Raw genomic sequence first — 17359 nt, 5'->3', positions numbered from 1 at the left:
TTACTGAGTTGATGATGAATATTATGATGACTGTTATGATGAATATTAAAATGTCTGATGAATATAGTAAATCAGAGTGAAAACATTATAAATAATATCATTTCGTTCTTTTCTTCTGTTACGGATGTTGAAATAACATCCTCAGCTTAATTTATTTTAATTTGTCTTAAATTGTCAAAAACGGAGGCATAAGAATATGATTAATTTCAGAACGGGAGACATTAAAATTCACCTGGTCAAGAAAGACGGGCGTGTTTTTAAAGATATCATATTCAGCGGATAGCCTTTCCAAAACTTCACGGTTGTCGTTCGCGATATGCAGACGCCGTTTGAGCACGGCGACAAAATGGAAGTTTGTCTTTTTGAAAAGAAAGAACTTTTCTTCATTACCAAAATCACGGAATTCCGCGACGGTGCCGGCTTCCCGTTCAAAACGATTGAAATCGGAAAAGCCGAGCGTCCGAGAGCGCCGCCGCAAGTTCAGGCCAAAAAAGAAAATCCGGCGCTTGCCGCCAATATGAAGCGGCTGCCGCCAAGTCAAACCGGCGCGCCCAAACAGGTTTCAAGCGGCGCGGGCCGGCTGCCGGCAGGAAATGCGCAAAAAGCCGTTTCCGGAGACACAACAAAGCAGGTGTCCGGCAACGCGGCCAAAAAGCTGGCGGCTCAGGATGCATTTTGTCTTCCCGCGGGAAAGAAAAAGAATTGATCTGTAAATTGATCTGTATCTTCATACAATCCCTCTTTTCAGTCATCGGATACATTTTATACTACTTCGGTGTATTTTTCCTAAAAATTGGTCTGCAATGATTTGAAAATAGAGGGAAAACAAACAATGTACCGAACAATTGCGCTTATCGTTATTTTGGTTCTTCTTTTCACGCTTCAGGTTTATCTCTGCAAACGGGAAAACAAACGAACCGGCTTAATTCTGCCGGCTTTGACGTTTCTGATTTCAATTTTGGCTGTCATCGGCATTCATTTCTATTCCGCGCCGCCGAATTTAATCAGCATGATTTATCTGTGGCTTCAGGTTTTTATTATCATGAATGTTCCGACCGTGATTTTAGCGGGAATTTATATCTTATATCACGGCAGAAGATAATAACAAAAATAAAATGAAAATGAATCAAAACAATATCATGAAACAGGAACAGAAAAACAAATAATCACCGCTGTTTCATTTTAAAATAATTTGGGGGCTTGCAAATGGATTATATTGACGGATTAGGACTCGGGATTGAACAGATTATTCTTCTTCTGGGGCTGGCAATCATTTTAATTGCCGTGCAGATTTATTTAGGGAAAAAAGGAAAAATGAAGGCCGGACTCTGGCTTTTGGTCGTTCCGTTCGTTATCTCAATTTTAGCGGTTATTTATGCGTTCTTCTTCATGGACTTCCCCGACGGCGGACGTTTCACAACGGCGTTTTCGTATTTTGTCAGAATCAACATCATCACAATTATGCTGGCTGCGATTCATTCCTTGTATTTCGGCAAGAGAAGACAATAAAATAAAATAAAATAAAATAAAATAATCGAATCATAAAAGAAAGAGACGAAAAAGGGGCAAAATTATGATTGTTAGAGATCCGGTTCTGACCGTTTTATCTTATTTCTTTTTGATTTGGTTTATTGTTTCAATCGTCTCTTCAATTTATTACGGCGCCCGAAACAATCAAAAGAAAGCCAAAATTGTTCTTTGTATATCGTTTGTCTTAGCGGCTGCGGTTTCTTTGTTTTTGTCGGCTTATACGGCGTTCGGAACGGAAAACGGCTTTCAGGTCGGCTTCGTATTGGTTTCGTTTCTCTCAAATTTTGTTTTATGGAATGTTCCGACAATCATTGTCGCTCTCATTTATGTGATTTATTTCATGAGAAAAAAGAAAGACCCGCCGGAACCGTCCGAACCGAAAAAAGAAAAACAAGTCCAGGAGGATAAGCTGAGTCGAAAAATCTATTAAAGTCATTCCAAAATATTGAGAATTTATTAAAAGTCATTCAAAAATGAAATTTATTAAAAATATTCTCAGATGATAGCGTGAAATTAATACCCGAGTCCGCCGATTTATCCGATTATCTGAACGAAACGGAAATCATTGACTTTTCAAATCCCGGAATCAAAGCGGTTTCCGAAAAATTGAATCAGGAAGCTTCCGGCAAAACTGATTTGATGAAGCGGATTTATGATTTTGTCCGCGACGAAATTTCTCATTCGGCCGACATCGGCGGCCGAATTGTCACGCTGAAAGCATCCGATGTTTTAAAAGAAAAACAAGGCATCTGTTTTGCAAAATCTCATTTATTGGCGGCGCTATACCGCTTAAACGGCATTCCCGCCGGTTTTTGTTATCAAAAATTGATTTTAGACAATGAAACGGTGCAGAATGACACGGCGCCGGTTTTGATTATTCACGGTCTTTGCGGCGTTTATTTTGAAAATGATGACAAAACGGGCGGTTGGGTTCGTTTGGACCCGCGCGGAAATAAAGAAGGCGTTGACGCTCAATTTTCATTGAATCCGAATGAAGAAAAAACCGCCTTCATTGCACGTCCCGAACTCGGCGAAACAGATTTTCATACAATTTATGTAAACCCGGCGCCGGAAGTTGTTCGGGCGCTGACGGAAAACAAAACGTGTGACGGGTTGTGGGAAAATTTGCCGACCGAAATTTACGGGAAAAGCAATGAAGACAAACCGATCAATGAAGACAAACCGATCAATGAAGACAAACCGATCAATGAAAATGAAACGATCAAGGAAAATGAATCGGCCAATGAAGATGAAACGGAAAATAAAAATGAAGAAAATAAATCCGGAAATAAAAACAAAAACGGATGGGAAAATATTTGTAAAAGGTGCTGAAAATGACTTGCTGTAATCAGAATTCTCAAAATCAAAAATATGAAAAATTGGAAGAGATGCCCAACATCGGAAAAGTTGCTGCCGTTCGTCTTCGGGAAGCCGGAATCGAAACACCGAAGCAGCTTTGTGCCGTCGGGAGCAAAGAAGCGCTTCTGCGTCTGCGCGAGCGCGATCCGGGCGCTTGCCTTTCCATGCTGTGCGGACTCGAAGGTGCAATCCAAGGCGTCCGATGGCATGATTTGCCGGAAGAGAAGAAAAAAGAATTAAAAGAGTTCCACAAGAATCTTTGATGTGCAGTCTGACTGCATCCGTTAAGCAACAGCGTGGTCTGCGTTTCATTGGCATCTGTTTCTCTTAGGAGCAGCCGTTCGCTTTCGCGAACGGGAGTACAGATTACCTTATTGCCGCCGCGGCTTTCGGCAGTTTTCGTATCAATTCCGTCAATATAGTTGCAGACTTGCCCGCCTGTCTGCTGCTGTCTGCTTCTGTTTGCTGCTGCCTGTTGCTGCTGCCTGTTGCTGTTTGCTGCTTCCCATGTCGCTTCCGCGCGCGGGCTGCACAAATGTTTGAATCCGTTCATTAAATCCGAACCCCGTTTTTTAATGATGAAGCCTTTTACGCTTCTTTTTTGTTTCATTAATGTTTAAATAATTGAACCGCATTCAATTCCCATCTCTAAGACTGTTAGATTATTTGAAAAATTCAAAATTTCAGGTGTAAATTTTATGCAAATGCTTCTCATTCACTCGGATTACATCGAGTATGAAACCAAAAAGAAAACGAAAATCGCTGAGGAAATCAGCGACGATATGAAAGCCGGACGCCTCGAAGAAGCGCTGACGGCATTTATCGCAGTCGAAAAATGCGATGAAGCAAATCCGGACGGCACTGTGGCTGCCGCTGTTGCTCAGATTAAAAACACATTAGAGCAGGTCAAAACCGACAAAGTGATGATTTATCCGTACGCTCATCTCAGTTCCAGTCTTTCCGCGCCGGATGTCGGCGTTTCCGTGTTAAAAGGAATTGAAGCAGGACTTGCGGCAGACGGTCTTGTTGTGAAACGTGCGCCGTTCGGCTGGTACAAGGCGTTCAAAGTCAGCTGCAAAGGACATCCGCTGTCGGAATTGTCCAAACACATCTGTGTGGATGAAACAGCGGAAGGCGCAGGTGTAGGCGCAGGTGCAGGAACGGCTGCCGGCGGAAGTGTTGCCGCGCTGAAAGGAAATGCCTGCGGTGCAAGTGTTCAGCTTTCCGAAGACGACGACGTTGTTTCCGAAGCTTTGAAAGCGGAAAGCGCCGCGAAATCTTACTTTAAAATTATGGACACAACGGGCGCAATGCACGAGGTTTCCGATTTTGATTTGAAGGGCCGTGAAAAGCTTGAGAAATTCGTCAATTATGAAGTTTCCAAAAACAGAGCGGTCAACGCGCCGCCGCCGCATGTCGAGCTTATGAAAAAGCTTGAGCTTGCGGATTACGAGCCGGGATCTGATTCCGGCAACATGAGATATTATCCGAAAGGCCGCCTCATGAAATCTTTGCTTGAAAATTATGTTGTCGAGCGCAGTGTTTCTGATTTCGGCGCGATGGAAGTGGAAACGCCGATTATGTATGACATGAACCACCCGACTTTGAAAAAGTATCTGGATCGGTTCCCGGCAAGACAATATTCCATCGAATCCGATAAGCGCCATATGTTCCTCAGATTCGCCGCCTGTTTCGGCCAGTTTTTGATGAACCATGACATGACGATTTCTTACAGAAACATGCCGCTTAAAATGATTGAGCTCACCCGCTACAGTTTCAGAAAAGAACAGCGCGGCGAACTCGTCGGCCTCCGCCGTCTCCGCGCATTTACGATGCCGGACATGCATACGCTCTGCCGCGGCATGGACGAAGCAAAGGAACAGTTCTTTGAGCAGTACGAATTCTGTATTGACGTGTTGGACAATATCGGAATCGAACTCGATGACTTTGAAATTGCGATCCGTTTTACGAAAGATTTCTACGAAGAAAACAAAGAGCTCATCGAAAAGATGGTTCAGAAAGTCAACAAGCCCGTTCTTGTTGAAATGTGGGACACCCGCTTCTTCTATTTCGTCTTGAAATTTGAATTCAACTTCGTTGATTCGTCCGACAAAGCCAGCGCGCTTTCAACCGTTCAGATTGACGTCGAAAACGCGGAACGCTATGACATTAATTACACGGATTCCGACGGCGAAATCAAGCGCCCGACCGTCCTTCACTGCTCTCCGAGCGGTGCCATCGAGCGCTGCATTTACGGGCTTCTCGAAAAAGCGGCGATGAACAGCGCCAAAGGCGAAATCGCAACGCTTCCGGTTTGGCTTTCACCGACTCAGGTTCGTGTGATTCCGGTTTCCGAAAAGCATTCTGAAATTGCTGAAAAGGTGGCTTCCGATCTCAAGTTCAGAGTCGATTATGATGACCGTGAACTCACACTCGGCAAAAAAGTCAGAGAAGCCGGAACCGAATGGATTCCGTACACGGTTGTTATCGGCGACAAAGAAGCTGAAACCGGTAAACTGACTGTGACAATCCGTGCCGAATCTCAGCCGAACAAGCCGTTCCAGCAGGAAATGACGGTTGAAGAATTGAATGAAAGAATCGGTAAAGAAATCGCCGGCATGCCTTACAGAGGATTGCCGCTGCCGAAATATTTGTCGAAGAGAGCGAAATTTGTTTAAATTTTGCTGAAACGATGTGCGAAAAAGAGAAAAAACAAACTCTTTTTCGGTTCTTTTATTAACGTTCTTTTTTATAGAAATTAGATAAATCTTTTTTGAAAATATTAAAAAAGGTATTTATAGACACGGTTCTTTTTTTAATTTGACAAGAATTACTTTGTCAATTCCTCTGTTACTTCATTGTATCAGAGCCGAAATTCAATTTTGATTTCGGATGCGAAATGTATCTCCGCTTGCCGGTATGCGGAGACCAAATAAATTGCCGGCTTCAATGATGTTTACTCACCATTGATGCTAAATGTATTTCCGCCCGCCGGCGGCGGACTTCAAATAAATGGCCGGTTCTTTTTAAAAACAATTATAGAATGAATGATTTTTTTGATATGGTTAAATGAAATTATCAACGGGAAATTTGTATTTTATAACGGATTTTTGCTTTGAAAGATTTCCCGACAGCAAATTGATGAATAATAAGACAAAAGATGATGAAAATAAAAACGGCAGGCCGTTTTATTATGTTGAAAAACTCAAAATTGAAAATGAACAAAATAATTAAAAAGTAAAATGCTCCGACCGGGATTTAAAGTCACATCCTTCACAATGCGTGGATTGAAACGACAACGAACAAACAATAGCTGACAACGCCGGCAGTCGCATCCCTCGCGGATGCGTGGATTGAAATAACGCTCAGAGATTCCCTGCCGATTATGTAATTGAGTCGTATCTTTCATGAATGCGTGGATTGAAACCACATTTGATTATATTATTGCCGCATTCTTCTATATGTGCAGATTAAAATTTGCTGCGAACAGAAAGTGGAGCAAAATAGATCTGTCAATCTAACAGGGGTGGATTAAAAATCCAAAAAAAAGAATTCGTTTGAATGAAAAATTTCACTCAAACCAATAATAATAAACTTAAAGTTCAGCACCGACAATCGTCTGCGTTGCCGTCACGTTCGGGCTTTCGCGGATCTTGTCAACAAATTTTGCTCGCTTCGCTCACAAAATTTCAAGGGTAAAAGGAGGGAGGCGTTTGCAGAAAAATCGCTTCGCGATTTTTTATGGCTTCGCCTTAACAATTAACAACGTTTCAAAAAAGAATTTGTTTGAATGAAAAATTTCACTCAAACCAATAATAATAAACTTAAAGCTCAGCACCGACAATCGTCTGCGTTGCCGTCACGTTCGGGCTTTCGCGGATCTTGTCGACGATGTCGTTGAGTTCGCGAAGCGTGTCAAGTTCAACGATGACAACAAAGTCAAACTCGCCGAAAACGTGGTAAACATCCTTGACGCCGTCAAAGGACTTTAAATCGTTGTAAGCGTTCTTTTCCGAACCCGGCAATACATTTAACATTGTAACTCCGATAACCATGTTTTTTTCCTCTTTTGTTAATTTTTGAATGATTTAGATTATATTTAGATTATATTTAAATTATTTTTAATAAAAATCCTTACGTCTGCCGATTTTGAAACGGGATGTGAAATAAAATAATTCTCTTTGTTATATAGATATCGTTTATAACCAAAATCAAATATGGGTAATTCTTTCCTTCATCGCTTCAACCAGCGCTTCAAACGTAAATTCATCGGGAACAACATCCACATTGACGCCGAAACTTTCAACCGTTTGCGCCGTCGGGTAGCCGATTGCGCCGACAATTGCTTCATTCAGCCGTTCAATGACTTCATCCCGGTCGCCGTTTTTATCGGCAAGCGCCATGAAGTTTTTCACCATCATCGTACTGGTAAACGCAAAAGCATCAATTTCTCCCGCCAGCACTTTTTCAATCAGTTCTTCCTGAAGCGCGCCTTCCGGAACGTCAAGCGTGTAGACATGCGTTTGATAAACAACAGCGCCGGCATCTTCAAGGCCTTTGACCAAGACTTCCGATCCGTAAAAGCTTCTCGGAATGTCAATCACTTTGCCGGAAACATCTTTTCCCAAATCACTGACCAATCCTTCCGAACTGTATTCGCCGGGCATCATCGAACTTTGCAGGCCGCAGCTCTCCAATTTCTTCCGCGTTGTCGGGCCGATGGCAGCGATTGGAACCTTTTTCAAAGCCTCCAGAAAATCCTTTTCACCGACGCCGTCCAAATTTTTCAGCGTATATTCAATGCCGTTTGCGCTTGTGAAAATCACAAGATCTGTTTTTTGGGAGAGAACACGCTGTGCAAAACCGTCAAACGCCTCGTCTTTCATTCCTTTCAATGTGACAACAGGAACCGAAAACGGCTGAAATCCGGCGGCAGCTGCGGCATCTTCCGAAGCGTCCGTGTAAGTTTCGGGCCGCATAATTGCAAGAACAGGTTTTTTTTCCATCTTCATCTCTCCGAAATTATTAACAAATCAATATCAGAACAATATTTGAATGTAACATTAAATCAATAATCTGTGTGCTGTTCACCCAAAATGTCATGCAAATTCACGACATTTCCGATGACGGTAATCGCGGGCGCTTTGACATTTCTCTCTTCCGCCAACGCGGCGATGTTTTCAAGCGTTCCGACGGTCACGCGCTGGTCGGGGCGTGTTCCTTTTTCAATCAAAGCGACGGGCGTTTTCGGGTCTTTTCCGTACTTGAGGAGCTCGCCGCAGTTGCGTTCCAGCATTTTAACGCCCATGAAAATGACAAGCGTTCCGTCGAATTTTGCAAGCAGTTCCCAGTCAAGGCCGGTTTCTTCTTTGGTCGGATCTTCGTGTCCGGTAATGAACGTCACCATCGAATTGCTGTCGCGGTGCGTAATCGGAATGCCCGCGTAAGCCGGAGCGGCAACGGCGGATGTGATTCCGGGAACGACTTCAAATTCAATGCCGACTTTGACCAGCTCTTCGGCTTCTTCGCCGCCGCGTCCGAAAACATACGGGTCGCCGCCTTTGAGGCGCAGAACGATTTTGCCTTCTTTGGCTTTTTCAATGATGGCTTCGTTGATTTTATCCTGCGTCAGCGTATGATTTCCGGCATATTTGCCGGCGTCGATTTTTTCGGTTTTTTCAGGGATTAAGCTTAAAATCGCTTCCCCGGGAAGCTGATCGTAAATCACGACATCCGTTTCGTCAATGAGACGGCGGACTTTCACCGTCAGCAAATCAGGATCTCCCGGACCTGAACCTGCCAAATAAACTTTACCGTATTTTTCAGACATTTTTTATATCCTCAATATTTTAATATATTTGAAAATTGAAATTTGATTATTTTTAATTTTTTGATTTTTTGATTATTTTTAATTTTTTGATTATTTTTGATTTTTTGATTATTTGTGGCCGAGTAATCTTAATATCGGCGCTTTCTTTTCATTCTTTTCCTTGTCCCAATCAAATCCGGACACTTTTTTTGCCAAATCGGCTTCGTTGGCGTAAATGTGCGCGGACGTTGAGGTTAAAATGATTTCAACCAGTTCGCAGCCGGCGGGTTTAATCACGAGTTCGTTAAATGCTTTTGCGATACCGCAGAGATTGGCCCAAACCGCGTCGCCGTAATCGTTGGAACGGAACAGCAGGCGAAGAGACACCTGATTGTCGTCCAGCAAACGCACCTGATACCAGTTAAAACACGGCGGATTGTGTGAATTCCAATACATCGGATGATAAATGGTGCCGACATTCTGGTTGGACTGGATTCCGGATTCCAAGTTTTCCGCCAGTTTTTCTTTGGAAACTTCCATCTGATCGATTTCGCCTTCAATCGTTTGGAATTTGCGCATCAGCTCAATATAAGTGTATTCAAAATCAGTGTCATCGCCCTGGCGTTTTCCGACATCGCAGAGCGGCACAAGGAAGCTGTCCTGATAATCGGTGATTTTATCTCCCGCCCATCTGAAATTCTCGGGTGTGATACCGGCCAAAACATCATCAATCGCTTGGCCGTAAATCTGAATCACCGCGTAAATTTCACGCGCTTTTTTCGGTTCTCCGGCGTGCCCGAAAGTAATGTCTTTGCCGTCAAGAACAATGTCTTCCGTGATTTTTTTGTACAAAAAATCAATATTATCTCCCGAATATGCTTTAACAAATGTGAGTGAGGACGGTTTCATAAAAAATCACTTTATCATAGAGGTTAACGTGCTATTAAAAGAATGTGACAGATATATTCAAAACCACTTTCTGATTTAATAATTTTATTGAGATTTATGTAAAATGTTTGTTAATCGGTCATAATATCGGAACAAACATGAATGTTAAAATCACAAGCAATGCGTAGAAGAAAACGCATATGAGTATCGTGTACAAGATAATCGGAAGATACTCAAATTTGGATATTTTACCCGATTTTCTTTTGCTGAGACAAAATAAAACGCATGCTAAAAGGATAAAAATCAACAAAATAAAAAGAAACGGTATATACATCATCATAATCTCATTTTTCATTATGCTTAATCTCGGCTGAAAACTGTGAACAATAAAAAAGTGAACTCTGCCGCTATTTAACACGTAAGTTCCCCCGTTGAATAATGAAACAACCGGATTTGTCAGACATATAAAAATCAATGTTAAAAGCGTATAAAAGCTGATTTTGACTTTTGTTGTTTGTTCACTTAATTCTTTTTTAAAGTTATCCCATTTTGCTTGGTTTTTCCGAATAACCCGTTTCAGAAGAGCAAATATTTTGAAAAGGACAAAAACCGCAATCATATATAAGAATGAAACGAGAATGCCTGCGACGATAACTTCATGAAATTCATTCGCATTCGCGTGAATAAATGTGAGATCAATGTTCGGGAAATAGTCGCCGACCGGATGTATGAGGCGAACAAACATTGTCAAAATGTCAACAACGTAAAGTGAATACGGGAGCCAAATGATACTTTGAATGCCCGGAATAATTTTCCAAAATAATAAAACATACATTATGTAAAAAACGCAAACCGGAAAAAGGATTCCAAGAGCAAAGAAAGTGGTGAATTTCGGCAGAAACAGAGGATTTTCAAAAAAATGAATCGCAGCCGCTGAAATGATTATAAGGAAAAAAGCAAGAATAACGAACCCAATCGTCATTTGTTTTTCTTTAAAAACTTCTTTTTTGTTTTTGTTTTCTGTTTTGTTTTCGATTTTGCTTTCTGTTTTGTTTTTGAATTCTTTTTTAATTTCATTTAAGCCGGCGAAAAATGTATAAAACGAAATAAAAAATACGATAAAGAGAACAGGGTAAGAATAGGATTCGGAAAGCATGCCGTTTGTTTTATCAAAACCGATGGCTGCGCCGTATAACGTGAGCAAAAAATAAGCGCCCATTAAAAAAACGATTCCGTTTGTCAAAAATCGAATCACTTTTTCATTTCTGTTGAAAATAAGAATTGTTAAAATAATTCCAAGCAAGCCGGATAAAACGATATTACTCCAACTTCCTAAAAAATAGACGGCGAAAGCAAATCCAAGCAAAGATAATACTGTTTCAAAAGACCATGAACTGATGTTTTGTTTAAATGTCTGAAAATTTTCCATGAATGGCACTTCCCAAGATCTTTTAATCAAAATCAATATACAAACTTTGAGCTTCCACGACTTCCGTGCTGTTTTTCGCCGCCGCGTAATCCTTCAGCGGTTCTTCATTCAGTTCAAAAAAAGAATGCCCCCAATTGAATTTGGACATAACTTTCTCAGCCTGCTCTTTTCGCCCCATGATATAAAGCGCGGCCGCAAATGCTTCCGCCGAATTTAAACGAAACGGGCGGCCGAAATTAACCGGATTTGCCGCCAAAAGATAAGGAAGCGCACGCCTTTGAAGATCGAATTTTTCAAGCATCGGAAACATTTCTTCCGCATGTTCCCAGGAACAGTCCAAAACAATAATGCCTTTTTTCAAACTGTCGGCGCGGGAAAGCGCCTGCTCGGCCGTCGGGTCCATTAAAATTGCGCCCCTCGGCGTTTCGCCGATGTTTTCATACTGGCGGGCCAAATCAAATTTAACCAGCTTTTTGCCGCTGCATTTCCGCGGGTCGCATTGATTGGCATAATAAAGATAGAGGCGGACATCTTTCGGCGCATTTGAAGACAAATCGGAGCCGGCCGTTTTTGAGAAATTCATTTGTTTGCCGTATTGTTCCGCTTTGCTTTTTTGATTCATACAACCGCCTTTTTATAATCGCATTTTGATTCCATAAAGAATGTTTTCCTTTTATTCTTTTTGATTTCATTTTAATTTTTTGATTTTGATCTTTTTGTTTGAATTTTTTTGTTTGAGGTTTTGGTTTTGAATCTTTTTGTTTTTGATTTTTTGTTTGAGGTTTTGGTTTTGAATTTTTTTGTTTTTGATTTTTTTGTTTTTGATTTTTTGTTTGAGGTTTTGGTTTTGAATCTTTTTGTTTTTGATTTTTTTGTTTGAGCTTTTGGTTTCGAATCTTTTTGTTTTTGATTTTTTTATTTGAGCTTTTGGTTTCGAATCTTTTTGTTTTTGGTTTTTTTGTTTGAGGGTTTTGGTTTTAATCGTTTTCGTTTCTATTTTTTTGTTTGTTTTTTGTTTCTGATTTTTTATTTGGGTTTTTGGTTTTGATCTTTTTGTTTGTGTTTTCGGTCTTGACTTTTTCATTTCCGATTTTTTTGTTTGCTCTTTATTTTCAATTCTGTTTTTGTTCTTCTGTTTCGGTTTTTATGTCTTTTTATTATTTTTGTTTTTAACTTTTAATTTGTTTACTTTGAAATATCTGCAATATTCCAATATATTAAAATTATATTTCACCAACATATTTATACATCTAGAACACTATTATAAAAATAACTGAATCAATTGATTCAAAAGAGGTGTTCGATTTGAATACAAATCAAGAAAAAAAAGAAACGGTAAATCAAATGTCCGGCTCACATAAATTAACGTCCGTAAACGGCGCACCTGTCGCCGACAACAACAACATTATGACGGCAGGCCCGCGCGGCCCTGTTCTTTTGCAGGATGTCTGGTATCTTGAAAAGATGGCGCACTTCGACCGCGAAGTCATTCCCGAAAGACGTATGCACGCCAAAGGATCCGGCGCGTTCGGCACATTTACCGTCACGCATGACATTACAAAATACACAAAAGCAAAAATCTTCTCTGAAATCGGAAAGCAGACCGAAATGTTTGTCCGCTTCTCAACCGTTGCCGGCGAGCGCGGCGCAGCGGATGCAGAACGCGACATTCGCGGCTTTGCCATGAAATTCTATACGGAAGACGGAAACTGGGATCTTGTCGGCAATAACACCCCCGTTTTCTTCATTCGCGACCCGCTGAAATTCCCGGACCTGAACCACGTTGTGAAACGTGATCCGAGGACGAATCTGAGAAGCCCGAAAAACAACTGGGACTGGTGGACGCTTCTGCCGGAAACGCTTCATCAGGTGACAATCACAATGAGCGATCGCGGCATTCCCTGTTCTTACAGGCATATGCACGGCTTCTCCAGTCACGCTTACAGCATGATGAACGACAAGAATGAGCGCGTTTGGGTCAAATTCCATTTGACGACGCAGCAGGGCATCAAAAACATTTCCGACGAGGAAGCCTGCAAAATTGTCGGCATGGACCGTGAAAGCCATCAGCGTGATTTGTACGAAAGCATTGAGAAAGGTGAATTCCCGCGCTGGACAATGTTTATCCAAGTGATGACGGACGAGCAGGCCAAAAAGATGCCGTACAATCCGTTCGACCTGACAAAAGTGTGGTACCACGGCGAATTCCCGCTTATGGAAGTCGGTGTAATGGAGCTGAACAAAAATCCGGACAACTACTTCGCCGACGTCGAACAGGCGGCTTTCAATCCGGCGCACGTTGTCCCGGGAATCAGCTTCTCGCCGGACAAAATGCTTCAGGGACGTTTGTTCTCATACGGTGATGCGCAGCGCTACAGACTCGGTGTGAATCACTACCAGATTCCGGTCAACAAACCGCGCTCCGGCCTCCATGCTTACCACCGTGACGGGCAGATGCGTGTTGACGGCAACTACGGCAGCACGCTCGGTTACGAGCCGAACAGTTACGGCGAGTGGGAAGAGCAGCCTGAGTTTAAGGTGCCGGCGCTCGACTGGACGGGACCGATTGACAACTGGAATTTCCGTGAGGATGACAGCGATTACTACACGCAGCCCGGAAAATTGTTCCGTTTGATGACGCCTGAGAAGCAGAAGCTGCTCTTTGAAAACACAGGCAGAAACATTGAAGGCGCGACGCTCCAAACAAAAGTCCGCCACGCTGTCAACTGTTTCCGCGCCGATCCGAATTACGGAAAGGGTGTCGCCGATGCAATGGGAATCGAATGGCATCTGGTTGAAAAGAATCTGGATGTCAAAGATTTGAAGCAGATTAAAGTTTAATGTGAAATGCAATGTAAAGCACAATGTAAAACGCAATGTAAAACGCAATGCAAAACACAATGCAAAACACAAAAAAATTAAAGGAATAAAGGCCGGAAAACGACTTTTATTCTGTTTTTAATCCGAAACATCGTTTTCATGAACTTTTCAAACCCGAACCCCCTCTTCCTTGAAATAAAGAGAGTAAAACGGGGGTTCGTTTTTCTATAACTTTAACAAAAATGATGTTTCGGTTTTAAAAAATCATCGAAAAACGGGCCGTTGCTTTCAATAATTTTCAATTTAAACAATAAACTGTTTTTCAAAAATTTCATTTCGAATTTTTATTTTTTTATGTTGCTGATCGTTCTCATTGTGAACTGCATACACTGCCGATTGCATGCACTGCCGACTGCATGCGCTGCCGATTGCATGCGCTGCCGACTGCATACACTGCCGATTGCATGCACTGCTGACTGCATTTCCGTGTGTATCATCTCATTTTTATCACATCCGCTCGCTACGCGAGCGTGGGCACAGGTTACCTTACTGTTTCCGTTTTGCCGCTGTTACCTTACTGTTTCCGTTTTGCCGCTGTTACCTTACTGTTTCCGTTTTGCCGCTGTTACCTTACTGTTTCCGTTTTGCCGCTGTTACCTCACCGTTTCCGTTTTGCCGCTGTTACCTTACTGTTTCCGTTTTGCCGCTGTTACCTTACTGTTTCCGTTTTGCCGCTGTTACCTCACCGTTTCCGTTTTGTCGCTGTTACTTTACTGTTTCCGTTTGCTGTCGCTGCCATCTTGTTTCTGTAAATACAGTTGCAGACTTGCCGGCTTGTCTGCTGCCATTCCTGCTTGCTGCCGCTGCCATTGCCGCCGTTCCCGCGCGCGAGCTGCTTCCTTTTTTGAAAATTTTCAACAATCCGTCTCCGTTTTTTAAATTCATTTGATTACAAGTCTTCTTTTTCATTCATTATTTCCAAAATCAGCAGGAAGAATATTCCTAAAAACGGAACAATCTGGTATGTCAGCATTTTCATTTGTTCTGTCTGGGGTCCTGAAAGCGGCGCCAGTGTGTAAAATAAAATCATAAAGAAAAGAGGCATTGCTAAAAAGACGGTCAGATAAATTTCGGAAAACATTTCAAGGGTTTGAAAATATTTTTCTTTTCGGCGCGCGGCCAGGCTTCGATATTCATGTTTTTTGGAGTGAATGAATTTTTGGAAGCTGCCGCCGGAAACCATTGTGTTTTTTGCGCCGGCCAGAAAATCGGAAAAAAGCGGCGATACGGTTTCGTTTGCCGTTTTTTGAAGGGCCGCGGGATAATCTTCTCCGAAAACATGAACTTGGAGTTCAATGTTTTTCATTTCGGCGGACAGTTCTTTGTAAACGGTTTGAAGTTTGTTTTGGGAGACGGCGGCAAAAATCTCGCTCGTCGGGATTCCGGCAAACGTCATCGCCGCCATGTAATTGACGGCAAACGGCAATTGCTGTTCAATTTTGATTTTACGGTCATAAGCTTTGAAATATGGTATAAAATAAAAAAGAACAGCGATGAAAAGAATTGCAAAAATAAAACCGGCAAAAACAAAAACCGAGATCAGATCTGCTGTTTCAGGTTCAATCCCGCCTGCCGTTTTGAATATGAAAACAGCCGCTTCCGCCAAAATCCAAAGAATTGTAACGGCGGATAATACAAAAAACATCACTGACAAATAAAGAGATTCGGGAAAATACATCCGGCTTTTTTTCAAATTTTTTCCCAAAAACGGCAGGCGGATTTCTTCAGAAGTTTTACCGAAAAAACGATAAGCAGTTTTGAAAACAAACCGGATCGGAGGATTTGAAATCATAATTCCGCCTCCGAAATTTCAGATTCAAAATCGACAGAAGACTCAGAATCAGAGCTGAGATTACCAACGATTTTTTGAATTTCTGAAACTCTTCTCTCAAACTCATTTTTTAACTTTTCATCCGTCCATCCTTTTCGAATTCTTGTTTTTTCCAAAACCGAAGACTTTTCCAAATTCATTTTTTCGTTTTCGTTTTCATTTTCGTTTTCATTTCGGCTGAAAATTTCCTGCGTCAAAATTTCCGAAGTCTGCGGATCAGTTTCTAAAATTTCATAAATCGACAAACATTTTTTTGAAAAACGGCCTTCATCTTCCGTTTGCGCCAAAATGACCAAAACATCCAGCGTTTGAATCATAACGCGCGGCACATTCATAGGCGGATTTTCAAGGCGGTGAATCAGCGTGTCAACGGATTCGGCGTGCATCGTTGAAACCGTTGTGTGTCCCGTTGACATCGCCTGAAACAAAACATACGCTTCCGAACCGCGGACTTCGCCGACCAAAATATATTCCGGGCGCTGCCGAAGCGAGGCTTTGAGCAAATCGTAAAGTGAAATTTCGCCGGCAGCCGTTTCAGCGGAACCGGCAGAAGTGACAGAACTAAAAGAACCAAAAGACCCGGCAGACCCGGCAGAACCGACGGTTTTTTGCTTGATTCTTGAAACTCCCGAAATCCAATTCAAATGCGGCAGATTAATTTCCCGCGTATCTTCAATGGATACGATTTTTTTGTCAATCGGAATAAAGCGGCAGACCGCATTTAATGACGTTGTTTTTCCGCTCGCCGTTCCGCCGGCAAACATGAGATTCATATTGGACTCGGCGCACAGCCAAAGGTAAGCCGTCATTTCCGCCGTAAATGTTCCGTTCTGAACCAATTCATAAGGCGTAAACGGTTTTTCATTGAACCGGCGGATTGTAAAAGTGCTTCCCTTGGTTGTGATTTCATTTCCCAAAGTCAGCTGAGCACGCGAACCGTCCGGAAGAACGGCATCCGTCATCGGCTCGGCAACCGAAATTTGTTTCCCCGAACATTGCGCCATTTTTCGAACAAGTTTGTCAGCTTCATCTTCCGAAAGCACAATATTTGTTTGAACCGACCCGTACTGCCGATGAAAAACATAAATCGGCAGATTGCCGCCGCTGCATGAAATATCTTCGATGTCCGGATCATTCAGCAGCAGCCAAACAGCGCCGAATTCATAAAAATCGCGGCGGATATAGTATTTCAGAACTTCAAAATCAGACTCAGTCAGATGAATTGAATAAAGGTCCAATAATTTCGAAATGCTTTTTTCCAAAACGGAAACAGAATCGCCGGAGTGAGCCGAAGTTTTCGAATCCGTTGAATCGATTGAGCCGACCAAATCGTTTAATTCGTCCGACTTGCGCGATTCGTTCAAATCATTCAATTTGTTCGATTCGTTCAAATCATTCAATTTGTTCGGCCCGTTCAAATCATTCCATTCAAACAAATCCGGATTTGAAGAATCGTTCAAAAGCGCCAGAATTTTTTGAAAAAGTTTTCTTTTTTCAGGACTGACTTCGGGTTCGGAAATGTGATACCGAATCCGGCCGTCATCTGTTTTCAGAATCGAGACGGAAGCGTGCGGTTTAATCAGATCATAAGAGCGGATAAATTGGTTCATAATCCGATTTGAAATGCTTCAAA

The 17359-nt window shown here is 42.1% G+C and carries 17 protein-coding genes; 9 read left to right on the top strand and 8 right to left on the bottom strand.

The window, feature by feature from the left end:
• Window positions 1-346 precede the first annotated feature (346 nt).
• The 7 genes from MmiAt1_RS06035 (at window position 347) to MmiAt1_RS06005 (ending at window position 5567) form a co-directional block, all read left to right on the top strand.
• Window positions 347-706 (top strand): hypothetical protein, encoded by a 360-nt coding sequence (locus MmiAt1_RS06035; protein ID WP_318785990.1) that lies wholly within the window; start codon window positions 347-349, stop codon window positions 704-706.
• Window positions 707-832: 126 nt separating this feature from the next.
• The gene (locus tag MmiAt1_RS06030; RefSeq protein ID WP_318785989.1) at window positions 833-1102 is read left to right on the top strand and encodes a hypothetical protein; all 270 of its coding nucleotides are present in this window, start codon (window positions 833-835) and stop codon (window positions 1100-1102) included.
• Window positions 1103-1206: 104 nt separating this feature from the next.
• Window positions 1207-1509 (top strand): hypothetical protein, encoded by a 303-nt coding sequence (locus MmiAt1_RS06025; protein ID WP_318785988.1) that lies wholly within the window; start codon window positions 1207-1209, stop codon window positions 1507-1509.
• Between the two features lie 64 nt (window positions 1510-1573).
• Window positions 1574-1960, top strand: coding sequence for a hypothetical protein (locus MmiAt1_RS06020; RefSeq protein WP_318785987.1), 387 nt, complete (start codon window positions 1574-1576; stop codon window positions 1958-1960).
• Window positions 1961-2037: 77 nt separating this feature from the next.
• Window positions 2038-2862, top strand: a complete 825-nt coding sequence (locus tag MmiAt1_RS06015; RefSeq protein ID WP_318785986.1) for a transglutaminase-like domain-containing protein — start codon at window positions 2038-2040, stop codon at window positions 2860-2862.
• 2 nt (window positions 2863-2864) lie between these two features.
• Complete coding sequence (locus tag MmiAt1_RS06010; protein WP_318785985.1) at window positions 2865-3152, top strand: TfoX/Sxy family protein; 288 nt, start codon at window positions 2865-2867, stop codon at window positions 3150-3152.
• Window positions 3153-3587: 435 nt separating this feature from the next.
• The gene (locus tag MmiAt1_RS06005; RefSeq protein WP_318785984.1) at window positions 3588-5567 is read left to right on the top strand and encodes a threonine--tRNA ligase; all 1980 of its coding nucleotides are present in this window, start codon (window positions 3588-3590) and stop codon (window positions 5565-5567) included.
• A gap of 1146 nt (window positions 5568-6713) precedes the next feature.
• On the opposite strand, the gene MmiAt1_RS06000 is transcribed toward MmiAt1_RS06005, so the two are convergent.
• From MmiAt1_RS06000 to MmiAt1_RS05975, 6 genes are all read right to left on the bottom strand, one after another.
• On the bottom strand, window positions 6714-6944 hold the full coding sequence (locus MmiAt1_RS06000) for an Lrp/AsnC ligand binding domain-containing protein (RefSeq protein ID WP_318785983.1): 231 nt from the start codon (window positions 6942-6944) through the stop codon (window positions 6714-6716).
• A 156-nt stretch (window positions 6945-7100) separates the two neighbouring features.
• The gene (locus tag MmiAt1_RS05995) at window positions 7101-7895 is read right to left on the bottom strand and encodes a uroporphyrinogen-III synthase (RefSeq protein ID WP_318785982.1); all 795 of its coding nucleotides are present in this window, start codon (window positions 7893-7895) and stop codon (window positions 7101-7103) included.
• Window positions 7896-7957: 62 nt separating this feature from the next.
• Window positions 7958-8719: a uroporphyrinogen-III C-methyltransferase gene (gene cobA, locus MmiAt1_RS05990; protein WP_318785981.1), complete on the bottom strand. Its 762-nt coding sequence runs from the start codon at window positions 8717-8719 to the stop codon at window positions 7958-7960.
• A gap of 108 nt (window positions 8720-8827) precedes the next feature.
• Entirely contained in the window at window positions 8828-9607 is a 780-nt protein-coding gene (locus tag MmiAt1_RS05985; protein WP_318785980.1) for a thymidylate synthase, read from the bottom strand.
• Window positions 9608-11037: 1430 nt separating this feature from the next.
• On the bottom strand, window positions 11038-11598 hold the full coding sequence (locus MmiAt1_RS05980; protein ID WP_318786028.1) for a DUF367 family protein: 561 nt from the start codon (window positions 11596-11598) through the stop codon (window positions 11038-11040).
• Between the two features lie 105 nt (window positions 11599-11703).
• Window positions 11704-12099, bottom strand: a complete 396-nt coding sequence (locus MmiAt1_RS05975) for a hypothetical protein (RefSeq protein WP_318785979.1) — start codon at window positions 12097-12099, stop codon at window positions 11704-11706.
• 260 nt (window positions 12100-12359) lie between these two features.
• On the opposite strand from MmiAt1_RS05975, the gene MmiAt1_RS05970 reads away from it, so the two are divergent.
• Entirely contained in the window at window positions 12360-13856 is a 1497-nt protein-coding gene (locus tag MmiAt1_RS05970) for a catalase (protein WP_318785978.1), read from the top strand.
• 379 nt (window positions 13857-14235) lie between these two features.
• A complete protein-coding gene (locus MmiAt1_RS05965) occupies window positions 14236-14784 on the top strand; it encodes a hypothetical protein (RefSeq protein WP_318785977.1) in 549 nt (182 codons plus the stop codon).
• On the opposite strand, the gene MmiAt1_RS05960 is transcribed toward MmiAt1_RS05965, so the two are convergent.
• Window positions 14785-15687: a type II secretion system F family protein gene (locus MmiAt1_RS05960; protein WP_318785976.1), complete on the bottom strand. Its 903-nt coding sequence runs from the start codon at window positions 15685-15687 to the stop codon at window positions 14785-14787. It abuts the gene before it with no gap.
• Window positions 15684-17336, bottom strand: a complete 1653-nt coding sequence (locus tag MmiAt1_RS05955) for a type II/IV secretion system ATPase subunit (RefSeq protein WP_318785975.1) — start codon at window positions 17334-17336, stop codon at window positions 15684-15686. The genes MmiAt1_RS05960 and MmiAt1_RS05955 overlap by 4 nt, the downstream gene beginning before the upstream one ends.
• Window positions 17337-17359 lie beyond the last annotated feature (23 nt).

Origin of the sequence: Methanimicrococcus hacksteinii (assembly GCF_032714515.1) — an archaeon.
In the GTDB taxonomy this organism is placed as follows: Archaea; Halobacteriota; Methanosarcinia; order Methanosarcinales; family Methanosarcinaceae; genus Methanimicrococcus; species Methanimicrococcus hacksteinii.
The sequence above is the reverse complement of the archived record's forward strand: the minus strand, read 5'-3'. Positions and strand labels throughout refer to the sequence as shown.

Excerpts from the sequence above, each read along its gene's own strand:
- MmiAt1_RS05975 (WP_318785979.1), bottom strand. The coding sequence starts at position 12,099 with ATGAAAAAGTCAAGACCGAAAACACAAACAAAAAGATCAAAACCAAAA.
- MmiAt1_RS05960 (WP_318785976.1), bottom strand. The coding sequence starts at position 15,687 with ATGATTTCAAATCCTCCGATCCGGTTTGTTTTCAAAACTGCTTATCGT.
- MmiAt1_RS05965 (WP_318785977.1), top strand. The coding sequence starts at position 14,236 with ATGCACTGCCGACTGCATGCGCTGCCGATTGCATGCGCTGCCGACTGC.
- MmiAt1_RS06005 (WP_318785984.1), top strand. The coding sequence starts at position 3,588 with ATGCAAATGCTTCTCATTCACTCGGATTACATCGAGTATGAAACCAAA.
- MmiAt1_RS05955 (WP_318785975.1), bottom strand. The coding sequence starts at position 17,336 with ATGAACCAATTTATCCGCTCTTATGATCTGATTAAACCGCACGCTTCC.
- MmiAt1_RS06025 (WP_318785988.1), top strand. The coding sequence starts at position 1,207 with ATGGATTATATTGACGGATTAGGACTCGGGATTGAACAGATTATTCTT.
- cobA (WP_318785981.1), bottom strand. The coding sequence starts at position 8,719 with ATGTCTGAAAAATACGGTAAAGTTTATTTGGCAGGTTCAGGTCCGGGA.
- MmiAt1_RS06010 (WP_318785985.1), top strand. The coding sequence starts at position 2,865 with ATGACTTGCTGTAATCAGAATTCTCAAAATCAAAAATATGAAAAATTG.
- MmiAt1_RS06000 (WP_318785983.1), bottom strand. The coding sequence starts at position 6,944 with ATGGTTATCGGAGTTACAATGTTAAATGTATTGCCGGGTTCGGAAAAG.
- MmiAt1_RS05980 (WP_318786028.1), bottom strand. The coding sequence starts at position 11,598 with ATGAATTTCTCAAAAACGGCCGGCTCCGATTTGTCTTCAAATGCGCCG.
- MmiAt1_RS05985 (WP_318785980.1), bottom strand. The coding sequence starts at position 9,607 with ATGAAACCGTCCTCACTCACATTTGTTAAAGCATATTCGGGAGATAAT.
- MmiAt1_RS05970 (WP_318785978.1), top strand. The coding sequence starts at position 12,360 with ATGTCCGGCTCACATAAATTAACGTCCGTAAACGGCGCACCTGTCGCC.
- MmiAt1_RS06030 (WP_318785989.1), top strand. The coding sequence starts at position 833 with ATGTACCGAACAATTGCGCTTATCGTTATTTTGGTTCTTCTTTTCACG.
- MmiAt1_RS05995 (WP_318785982.1), bottom strand. The coding sequence starts at position 7,895 with ATGGAAAAAAAACCTGTTCTTGCAATTATGCGGCCCGAAACTTACACG.
- MmiAt1_RS06020 (WP_318785987.1), top strand. The coding sequence starts at position 1,574 with ATGATTGTTAGAGATCCGGTTCTGACCGTTTTATCTTATTTCTTTTTG.
- MmiAt1_RS06035 (WP_318785990.1), top strand. The coding sequence starts at position 347 with ATGGAAGTTTGTCTTTTTGAAAAGAAAGAACTTTTCTTCATTACCAAA.